Raw genomic sequence first — 11,860 nt, 5'->3', positions numbered from 1 at the left:
AAAGAATCAACCCTCCAGAATAATCAAAGTCTCAACTACCGCGACAACAGGCCAGATGTTCGGAGCCGCTACCATTAGCCAGAGAATTCGTTCAACAGGCGGCAGTGGTCACGGAGGCGATGATCCAATGACCCCGTCAGCTGAGCAGAATATTGGGGAGCCAGCTGTGACTTGTTCGAAGTGTAACAAGGTACTGAATAAACAGGAATTAAGTCGTATAGCGAATGAGGCAACAGCTTCGGCATTTATTTGCAACAAGTGCCTGTCGGGTACTAAGGGTATAAAAAGAGCAAGAGAAACCGGGGAAGAAACAGAGCCGGATTCATCAGAACCTGCTCGAAAAAAAAACAAGGGCTCGGGTAGAAAGAGAAATCATTCAAAAGCAGTTGCTGCACCACCGACCAAAAAAAGGAAACAGGCAGACACTCAGATCTACGATGACCCATTGGAAAAAATGAAAAAAAATATCAAATACAAATTGAGCGAGGAAGAGCTGGAAAAAGCACAAACCCTGATAGGGGTATTCAATAAAAAAAACATCACTGCCAAGTACACTTTTTATAAAATGCTTGGATTCGTAGATAGAAGGTCTTTTAATGGTTTCTTCGATAATACGATCGCTTTTTTTGAGCACGTTCCTGAAACCATCAAAAATACAGGCATGCTCACGAGCATGCTAAAAAATAAAAAAAAATACATACGTGATTTTGCTGAACATAGCCAGGGTGAGCTCGAATATTTAGCGACTCTGGATGTATTGACTTCCTTATCGTCCATGAATAATGGCAAAGGCGTGCCCGAACATAAAGAAGTGAAAGAGTTGATGGGCTGGCCTGAATGGAAAGACAAGACTGGCGAATTCAATAAGGAGCTTTTCCGCTCTTTCGCGACCATGAACAATGGCCGGGGCGTACCCAAACATGAGGCAGTGAAAGCGGTGCTGGACTGGCCTGAATGGAAAGACAGGGATGGCAAGTTCAACATGAAGTTGTTCCGCTCTTTCTCGTCTATGTACAACACAAAAGGCATTCCCAAACATGAGGAAGTGAAAGAGGTGCTGAGCTGGCAGGAATGGAAAGAGAAGGATGGCGAGTTCAATATGGAGCTATTCCGCTCCTTCTCGTCCATGTACAACACAAAAGGCATCATCAAACACGAGGAAGTAAAAGAGGTACTGGGCTGGCCTGAATGGAAAGACAAGGACGGCGAGTTCAATATGGAGCTATTTCGCACCTTCTCATCCATGAACAGTAGCAAAGGCATGCTCAACCATGAGGAAGTGAAAGAGGTACTGGACTGGCCTGAATGGAAAGACAAAGATGGCCAATTCAACATCGTGCGGTTCCGCACCTTCTCGTCCATGAATACCAGCAAGGGCATGCTAAACCATGAGGAAGTGAAAATGGTTCTGGGCTGGCCTGAATGGAAAGACAAGAATGGTGAGTTCAGTACGGAACTGTTCCACGCTTTCTCGTCCATGAATAATGGCAAAGGAATACCCAAACATGAGGAAGTCAAAGCAGTGCTGGGCTGGCCAGAATGGAAAGGCAAGGATGGCGAGTTCAATATGGAACGGTTCCGCGCTTTCTCGTCTATGAATAATGGCAAAGGAGTACCCAAACATGAGGAAGTCAAAGCAGTGTCGGGCTGGCCAGAATGGAAAGACAAGGATGGCGAGTTCAATATGGAACGGTTCCGCGCTTTCTCGTCCATGAATAATGGCCGGGGCGTACCCAAATATGAGGAAGTGAAAAAAGTGATGGGTTGGACAAGCTGCGAGGATGTACCTAATCATCAACTACTGCAAATTATGACCAGACTCTGGGCATCAGCAGGACTCCCTGCTGTTGATATGCTGCAACACCGGGAAACACAACTGAAACAGTGGCTTTTTACAGAATCTAATGAAGAATGCAGCGATTCAGAGGATGAAGAGAGTGACAAATATAATCGGCAGATAAGAACTGTTGCTCTTTATCTTTCCACCTCTAAGCCAGACTGGTTACTCCATTGGGCGACTTTAAGAAAATTTCATCAATGCCATGAAAAGACCAAGACCGTTCTGATGCTCGAAGCATTGATAAGACTCCTGTCTTCTTGTGGGGGGAAGGGCGTCGGGCAATACCTCCGGGCTAATCAACAGGACCGGGATTTTTTGTTCCGTCATTTGATTAAAGCCGTGCCCTTCCATGTGTTAAATAGAGCAATGGATCTGTTTTCTTCCGATGAACACAGAGAGCGTTTCGTCTATTTCGTCAAGCGGCTGCAGTCATTGCCGGATAAAAGGCTATGGGAACAGTACTCTGCCCGGTTGCAGCAATTATCAGGAGTGCTGAAACACGACTATATGCAAAGACTCTACTGGGAACTCCTGCAACCCTTAACAAAAGATAATCAGCTGCGTTTTCTGGATGCCAGCCACGCCCAGGCTGTATTTGACCTGTTTCCCTCGTTGAGCGCCCTGCATAAACTCAGCAAAGAGCATTCCTCCCGATGGTTACAACAGCTACTTGAAGCCTGCCTTCATTTAAAAGCCCATGACATCACCGAAGAAGGCATCCAAATAGTGTCTGAAGCGCTACTCAAGACCCATGGCCTTCTGCCCCGGGATAACGATATCCCCGATCACTTTCTGTCCGGGATGCGAACAACCAGCGACAACACCGTTGAGATACCTGTCTCTGGACTTATTCCATCCGGAGAACAGCTGGCCCTGAGTTATATCGCTGCGCTAATGCAGACCCTCAACCAGATGTCCTTTACGGTCAAAGGGCAGTGGCTTGAGGTTGAAGTGTTAGGTTACTGTGTTCTGATCTACAGTTTTCCAATGCCGCAGCTGAAAATACAGAATGAAAAAATGGAAATTAGCAACTGGTCAAAGGAGCAGTTCAGGGCTTTTTTGAAAATCATTCGAATGCCACAACGCTACTATTTGACAGCAGAGCAATGGCAAAGGCGTTTAAAACCGGATGAACCCGGATACATCCAAAGATGCGAAGCCAGATTCGTCGCAAAAAGAGAGCCCGGGGAAAAAGGTGCCATTGAAGAAACAGCACCCTTCAAACCTCTACCCATTTATATCCTGGCTACCCTGATCAACAGGCAAATGGTCATCAGCCCCATCGTCTGTAAATCCCTTAACCACCATAAAGAGAGGCTGCCTGAATCCTTGCTTAGCAAACTCAGAGAAAGAATCGAAGCATCCGGTACAGAATGCTCCGATGAGATTAAAGAATCACTGACCCAATACCTGGACAACATTCAATCCAGGGATCCTGAAGCCTGTCAGGGTGAACCGGAACCACAAAGCATGAAGCCGCCAGACAACAAAAGAGAAAAGCAGGCGTTTGGACGTTTATGGTTAAAGCTCAACCAGACAGAAGTTTTTAGCATCGAAATACTGACATTACTGGACGACTATTGGGATGAAATGGAGCTTATGCACATAGTGACCATCCTTAAAAAAGCCAAAATCGATATCGCTGACCACACAATGGCAGAATGGAGGCAACGGGCATGCAGTGAAATAAAGCAATTAAGAAGGCGAGACCCTTTATTATCAGAGGTGAATCCTGATGTTTATCAGGGTTGTCAGGAACTAGAGTTACTTGATAGATGTGGGGGTATTTTTTAATGGGTCAGTAGGGCGCTATACATTCCGGTGCAAATGGCAGAGGTCAAGTCAAGAGCCTGAGCCTTATGTCGGGTGGCGTGAAAATAACGAATTATTTCCAATAGCGAATGGGTTCGTGGATGTGTATTTTTTTTAAGCCTGAGTCTACAAGACGCTCACAAAAAAACAAAACTATCTGTTCAATAGCCCGATCACTGCTTCTGTTAGTGACCATAATATATGGGGAGTCGCTACCCGCATTGGAATTAGTCGGCTCAAGTCCGCTACCAACACATTTCTTATATGCGAATATGTTGACTGAACCCGAACGGCCTTACCCCCATTTGGCAGGGTTTATGCGATTCGCCCTCCCTTTGCCAGAGCTGCTGCCGAATAACAGTCCTCCCGCGTCTCTCGAATTGCCTGCGCTACCCATTCGGTCAATGAAGCAAACAAAACGCGCTGACCTTATGGCGATATCCCCTGAAGTCGTGGAGCACTCTTCCAATGCGCTAATCGTCATGGGAGCTGCCGGGGGAGGCAATGACGATAAGACACCTGACGGAAACCACTGGAAACCCAACCCAGAGCCCCAGCCTGAACTTACTCCTGTTCTTTCCCTTATTCAAAAATGCCTGCAACAAAAAAGGCAACTGCTTCGAATGTTACGATTCAAACGACGATGTGCTTTTATTACGAGACAAGCAACACTGGCCCGGATTTTGTCAGACCGGATCATGGTGATTGAAGGGGATCTTCTGGATCTGGAAAGGTCGGATCCTGCTATGATGCATCCGGGACTGGTTCAGGCATGGTTGGCAGAGAATAGTCAGGAACTCAGTGTTTACCGTGAGATCGCTGCTGGCAAAAACTCTGGCCGACAGGCGGGTAGGAGTAAAAATAACCAACCCTGCAGAAGTACCAAAGCATCAACGACCGCGCCAACAAAACAGGCTGGCCAATCCGGCCAGACGCATGGGGCTGCTACCCACAATCAGGCAACCGGCTCAGCAGACGGCAGTGATCGAGGAGGTGGTGACCCACTGAAACCCCCGGCTGAGCAGGATACAGGAAATCCGGTTGTCATTTGCCCCAAGTGTAACAAAGCACTGAATCAACAAGAATTAAAGCTTATAGCCAATGAGACAACAGCTTCAGTGTTTTTATGCAACAAGTGCCTGCAAGGCACTCAGGGTAAAAAAAGAGCAAGACGAACCCGGGAAGAAACAGAGCCGGATGCATCAGAACCTGCTCAGAAAAAAAAGAAAGGCTCGGTTAGAAAGAGAATTAATTCGAAAGCAGTTGCTTCGGAGAAACCACCGGCCAAAAAAAGGAAACCAATAGACACTCAAGTCCCCGACGACCCATTGGAAAGTGTAAAAGAAAATATCCAATACGAATTAAGCGAGGAAGAGCTGGAAAAAGCTCAAACCCTGATGGCGGTATTCAAGAAAAAAAACATCACCGTAAAGCACTCTTTTTATAAACTGCTTGGCTATGTAGAGAGAAAGTTATTTAATGACTTCTTCGATAATGCGATCGTTTTTTTTTGGCACCTTCCTGAAACCTTCAAAAATACCGGTATGCTGACCGGCATGCTAAAGAATAAAAAAAAACATATCCGTGATTTTGCCGAACGTAACCAGGATGAACTTGCATATTTAGCAAGTTTGGATTTATTGACTTCCTTTTCGTCAATGAATAATGGCAAAGGTGTCCCTAAACATGAGGAAGTAAAAGCAATGCTGGACTGGCCGGAATGGAAAGATAAGGATGGCAAGTTCAGTATGGAGCTGTTTCGCTCTATCTCGTCCATGTACAACAGAAACGGCTTACCCAAACATGAGGAGGTGAAAGAGATGCTGAGCTGGCCGGAATGGAAAAACAAGGACGGTGAGTTCAGTGTGAAATTGTTCCGCTCCTTCTCGTCCATGAATCATGGCAAAGGCATGCTCAAACATGAGGAACTGAAAGAAGTGGTGGGCTGGCCGGAATGGAAAGACAGGGATGGTGAGTTCAATATGGAGCTACTCCGCGCCTTCTCGTCCATGAATCGTGGCAAAGGCATGCTCAAACATGAGAAAGTGAAAGAGGTGCTGAGCTGGCCGGAATGGAAAGGCAAAGATGGCGAGTTCAGTGCGGAGCTATTCCGCTCTTTCTCGTCCATGAATAACGGCCAGGGCATCCTCAGCCATGAGAAAGTGAAAGAGGTGCTGGGCTGGCCGGAATGGAAAAACAAGGATGGCGAATTCAGTATTGAGCTGCTCCGCTCCTTTTCGTCAATGTATCATAGCCGTGGGATGCTCAACCACAAGGAAGTGAAAGAGGTACTGGGCTGGCCGGAATGGAAAGACAAGAATGGCGTGTTCAGTTTTGATCTGTTCCGCGCTTTCTCTTCGATTAATCATAGTAAAGGAATGCCCAAACACGAGGACGTGAAAGAGGTACTGGGCTGGCCGGAATGGAAAGACAGTGATGGCGAGTTTAGTATTGAGCTGTTCCGCGCCTTCTCGTCCATGAATAATGGCCTGGGCATCCTCAACCATGAGGAAGTGCAAGACGTGCTGGGCTGGCCGGAATGGAAAAACAAGGATGGCGAGTTCAGTATGGGGCTTTTACGGGCATTCTCGTCCATGAATCATAGCAAAGGCATACTCAAACGTGAGGACGTGAAAGAGGTGCTGGGTTGGCCGGAATGGCGAGACAAGGACGGCCAATTCGATATAGAGCGGTTCCGTCCCTTCTCATCCATGAACAATGGCCTGGGCGTACCCAAACATAAAAAAGTGAAAGAGGTATTGGGCTGGTCGGAATGGAAAGACAGTGATGGCGAGTTCAGTGTGGAGCGGTTTCGCGCCTTCTCGTCCATGTACACCACAATAGGCGTGCTCAAACACAAAGAAGTTAAAGATGTGCTGGACTGGACAAGTTGCGGGGGTGCACCCAATCACCAGCTCCTGCAAGTTATGACCAGACTCTGGAAATCAGAAGGGCTACCTGCTGCCGATGTGCTGCAACGACGGGAAACGGAACTGAAAGAGTGGCTGTCTACAGAATTCACTGAAGAAAACAGCAACTCAGATAATGAAGAGGACAACAATTACAATCTCCAGATAAAAACCGTCGCTCTTTATCTTTCCACCTCTAAGCCAGAGTGGTCACTAAAGTGGACGGCTTTAAAACAATTTCATCAATTCCGTGAAAACAGCAAAACCGTTCTAATGCTGGAATCATTGATAAAGCTGCTGTCTTTTTATGGAGGAAAAGGTGTCGAACTCTACCTTCAGTCCAATGCAAAGGACCGGTTTTTTTTGCGGCGTCATTCGGCTAGAGCCGTGCCTTTGCACGTGTTAAATAAGGCAGTGGTTCTGTTTTCTGCCAATGAATACAGGGGCCGTTTTGTCTATTTCGTCAAGCGGCTGAAGTCATTGCCGGATAAGAGTCTATGGGAACAGCAATCAGCCCGGTTGCAACAATTATCGGAGGTGCTGAAACTCGACTATATGAAAAGGCTCTACTGGGAAATCCTGCAACCCTTAACAAATGATGACCAGTTGCGTTTTCTGGACGCCAGTCATGCCCGGGCAGTATTCGACCTGTTTCCATCGTTCAGCGCCCTGCATAAACTCAGCAAAGAGCATTCCTCTCAGTGGTTTAAGCAGCTGCTTGAGGCCTGCCTTGGGCTAAAAAACCACGAAATCACCAAAGAAGGCATCCAAATACTGCTTGAAGCACTACTCAAAACTCATAGCCTTCTGCCTTGGTATAACGATATTCCCGATCACTTTCTGTCCGGGATGCGAACAACCGACGACAACAACGTTATGATACCTGTCTCGGGACTTATTCCGTCAGGAGAACAACTGGCTCTGAGTTATATCGCGGTGTTGATGCAGAACATCAACGAGATGTTCTTTAGTGTCAGAGGGGAGTGGCTTGAAGTTGAGGTGCCGGGTAAGAGTGTACGAATCTACCGTTTTCCAATGCCGCAGCTGAAAATACAGAATGAAAAAATGGAAATTAGCAACTGGTCAGAGGAGCAGTTCAGGATTTTTTTGAAAATCACTGGGGTGCCTGAACACTATTATTTGTCAGCAGATCATTGGCAAAAGCGTTCAGAACCCGATTACCCGGTATGTATCCAGGGACTCGAAACCGGGTTAGTCGTAAACAGAGAGCCCGGGGCAAAAGGTGATGTTGGAGTCGCGCCCTTCAACCCAATACCTATGCATGTGCTGGCTACCCTGATCAGCAGAGGAATGGCCATCAAAGCTGTCGCCTGGAAATCCCTTGACCATCATAAAGAGAGACTGCCTGTCTCCTTGCTTGGCAAACTGAAAATAAGCATCGAAGCATCAGATACAAAATGCCCCGATGAGATTAAAAAATCACTGTTTCAATACTTGAATAACGTTCCATCCAGAACAGCTGAAGCCTGTGAGCCGATCAGTGAACCGGAACTACAAAGCGTTAACCCACCCGACGACCAAAGAGAAAAACAGGCGTTTGGCCGCCTATGGTTAAAGCTAAATCAGACAGAAGTTTTTAGCACTGAAATACTGACATTACTGAACGAGTATGAGAATGAAATGGAGCTTATGCATGTAGTGACCGTCCTTAAAAAAGCCAAAATTGATATCGCCGACCACATACTGAAAAGATGGAGGCAACTGGCATGCAGAAAAATAAAGCGGTTAAGAAGAGGAGACCCTTTATTATCAGGGGTTAATCCTGATGTTTATCAGAGTTGCCAGGAATTAGAGTTACTTGATGGGTGTGGGAGTATTTTCTAATTGCCAACTCCGTTTATGGCGCGAAAACCAGTGGGATGCTATACATTCTCGTGCATACGGCAAACGTCAATCAATGCGCCTGAGTCTATGGGACGCCCACAGAAAAACAAAACTATCTGCCCGATGGTCCGATCACTGCTGCTGTTAGTGACAATAATGTCTGGTGAGTCACTGCCTGCAGTGGGATTAGACAGCTCAAACCTGCTGCCAGCACATTTCTTGTATACTAATAAGTTAGCCGGACATGAACAGCCCAAGCCTCTTCCGGTTGGGCTGACGCAATTAGCGCTCATTTTGCTTCAGCTGCTGCCGAATAACAGTCCCCCTGCGTTTCTTCAATTACCTCTCCAACCCGTTTGGCCAATGACGCAAACACGCCGCATTGACCTGATGGTCACGTCTCCGAAAGCCCTGGAGCATTCTTCCACTGCTCTGACCGCCACGGGGGCTGCCGGTGGAGATGATGGCGACAGGCCACCTGACGGAAATCACTGGAATCCTGACAAGGTGCCTCTCCCTGACCTCACCCTCGTTCCTGACCCTGTTCAAAAATGCCTGCAACAAAAAAGGCGACTGCTTCGAATATTACGAATGAAACGACTATGGGCGATTAAGACAGGCCAAACCACGCTGGCCCGGATTTTGTCAGACCGGATCATGGTGATTGAAGCGGACCTTCTTGATCTGGAAAGGTCAGACCCCGCCACGATTCATCCGGGGCTGGTTAAGACATGGCTAGCAGAGAATAGTCGGGAAATCAGCCTTTACCGTGTGATCGCTTCTGGCAAATACTATGGCCGTCAAACGTGTAACGGGGAAAAGGATCAACCCTCCGGAACGACCAAAGCATCAACAACCACGACAACGTCTCAGAACAGGCAGATGAGCGAAGTCCCTGCCTGTAACCAGGGAACCGGTTCATCAGGCGGCAGTGGTCGTGGAGGTGATGACCCACTAAAACCCTCTGCTGAGCAGGATAACGAAAATTTGGTTGTAACTTGTTCCAATTGTGAAAAGACACTGAATACACAGGAAATAAGTCGCATAGCAAATGAGGAATCAGCTTCAGCGTTTTTATGCAACACCTGCCTTTCAGGCACTAATGGTAAAAAAAGAGCAAGACGTAGCTCAGAAGAAACTCAGCTGCATGACTCATCAGAACCTGCTCAGAAAAAAAACAAGGGCTCGTGTAGAAAGAGAAATAATTCGAAAGCAGTTGCACCAACACCGGCTAAAAAAAAGAAACGAGCAGACACTCGAATCTCAGATGACCCATTGGAAAAAGTAAAAGAAAAAATCCTTTACGAATTAACTGAGGAAGAGCTGGAAAAAGTGCAAACCCTGATGCAGGTTTTCAAGAAAAAAAACATCACAGCCAAGTACACTTTTTATAACTTACTTGGTTTCGTAGAGAGAAAGTCTTTTAATGGCTTCTTCGATAATGCAATCGTTTTTTTTCGGCACCTTCCTGAAACCATCAAAAATACCGGCATGTTGACCGGCATGTTAAAGAATATAAAAAAACATACCCGTGATTTTGCCGAACGTAGCCAAAGCGAACTCAAATATTTAGCGAGTTTAGATGTATTGACTTCCTTTTCGTCCATGAATAATGGGAAAGGCGTACCCAAGCCTGAGGAAATGAAAGAAGTGCTGGGCTGGCCGGAATGGAAAGACAAGGGTGGTAAATTCAGTACGGAGCTGTTCCGCTCTTTATCGTCTATGTACGCCAAAAGAGGTATGCCCGGACATGAGGAAGTGAGAGAGATGCTGGGCTGGTCGGAATGGAAAGACAAGAATAATGAGTTCAGTATTGAGCTGTTCCGCTGCTTCACGTCCATGAATCATGGCAGAGGCATGCTCAGACATGAGGAAGTGAAAGAGGTGCTGGGTTGGCCGGAATGGAAAGACAAGGATGGTGAGTTCAGTATGAAGCGGTTTCGCGCTTTCTCATCCATGAATCATACCAAAGGTATGCTCAAACATGAGAAAGTGAAAGCGGTACTGGGCTGGCCGGAATGGAAAGACAAGGATGGCAAGTTCAATATGCAGCTATTCCACTCTTTCTCGTCAATGTACAACACCAACGGCGTGCCCAAACATGAGGAAATGAAAGAGGTACTGAGCTGGTCTGAATGGAGAGACAAAAATGGTGAGTTCAGTATGGAGTGCTTCCGCGCCTTTTCTTGCATGAATAATGGTCAGGGCATGCTCAAATATAAGGAAGTAAAAGAGGTGCTAGGCTGGCCAGAATGGAAAGACAAAGATGGCGATTTCAGTATAGAAAGGTTCCGCGCATTCTCGTCCATGAATCATTGCCAGGGCGTGCCCAAACATGATCAGGTAAAAAAAGTGCTGGACTGGACACGTTGCCGGGGGACAGCCAATCATCTGCTCCTGCAAATTATGACCAAGCTCTGGAAATCAGAAAGCCTACCTGCTATTAAGATGCTGCAACATCAGGAAACACAACTGAAACAGTGGCTGTTTACAAAATTTACTGAAGGAAATGGCGATTCAGATAGTGAAGAGGACGACGAATACAATAGCGATTCAGAGGATGACAAATTCAATCGTCAGATAAAAACAGTGGCTCTTTACCTTTCCACCTCCAAACCGGACTTGTCACTCAGCTGGGCAGTGTTAAAACAATTTCTTAAAATCCATGAAAACACCAAAACCGTTCTGATGCTAAAACCATTGATAAGACTTCTTTCTTCTTATGGCGGCAAAGGTGTTGAGCGCTACCTCCGGGCTGATCGACAGGACCGGAATTTTTTGCTGCATCATTCGAGTAAGTCCTTGCCTTTGCATGTATTAGACAAGGCAATGGTTCTGTTTTCTGCCAGTGAACACAGATCGCGTTTTGTCTATTTCGTCAAACGGCTGAAGTCATTACCGGATAAGAGCCTGTGGGAACATTACTCAGCCCGGTTGCAAGCATTGTCGGGGGTGCTGAAACTCAAATACATGCAAAGGCTTTACTTGAAAATTCTGCAACCTTTAACAAAGGATGATCAGCTGCGCTTTCTGGAAGCCAGCCGTGCCCAGGCTGTATTCGACCTGTTTCCCTCGTTGAGCGCCCTGCATAAACTCAGCAAAGAGCATTCCTCCCAATGGTTAAAGCAGCTGTTTGAAGCCTGCCTTAAACTGAAAACCCACGACATCGCCAAAGAAGGCATCCAAATGCTCTTTGAAGCACTACTCAAAACTCATAGCCTTCTACCCTGGGATAACGATATCCCCGATCACTTTCTGTCCGGGATGCGTGCAACCGCCAACAACACCGTTGAGATACCCGTCTCTGGACTTATCCCGTCAGGAGAGCAGCTGGCCCTGAGTTATATCGCTGTGCTAATGCAGACCCTCAACCAGATGTCCTTTACGGTCAAAGGACAGTGGCTTGAGGTTGAAGTGTCAGGTTACCATGTTCTGATCTACAGTTTTCCAATGC

The 11,860-nt window shown here is 46.7% G+C and carries 3 protein-coding genes; all 3 read left to right on the top strand.

Features of this window, described 5'->3' with window-relative positions; all coding sequences use genetic code 11:
* Window positions 1–55: 55 nt before the first annotated feature.
* On the top strand, window positions 56–3,634 hold the full coding sequence (locus tag KBW69_RS22735; RefSeq protein ID WP_257282402.1) for a hypothetical protein: 3,579 nt from the start codon (window positions 56–58) through the stop codon (window positions 3,632–3,634).
* A 335-nt stretch (window positions 3,635–3,969) separates the two neighbouring features.
* Entirely contained in the window at window positions 3,970–8,406 is a 4,437-nt protein-coding gene (locus tag KBW69_RS22730) for a hypothetical protein (protein WP_257282401.1), read from the top strand.
* Between the two features lie 363 nt (window positions 8,407–8,769).
* Window positions 8,770–11,860: hypothetical protein (locus KBW69_RS22725; RefSeq protein WP_257282400.1), on the top strand; the 3,091-nt coding region annotated here is incomplete at its 3' end.

The organism is Endozoicomonas sp. ISHI1 (assembly GCF_024606225.1).
In the GTDB taxonomy this organism is placed as follows: Bacteria; Pseudomonadota; Gammaproteobacteria; order Pseudomonadales; family Endozoicomonadaceae; genus Endozoicomonas_A.
The sequence above is the reverse complement of the archived record's forward strand: the minus strand, read 5'-3'. Positions and strand labels throughout refer to the sequence as shown.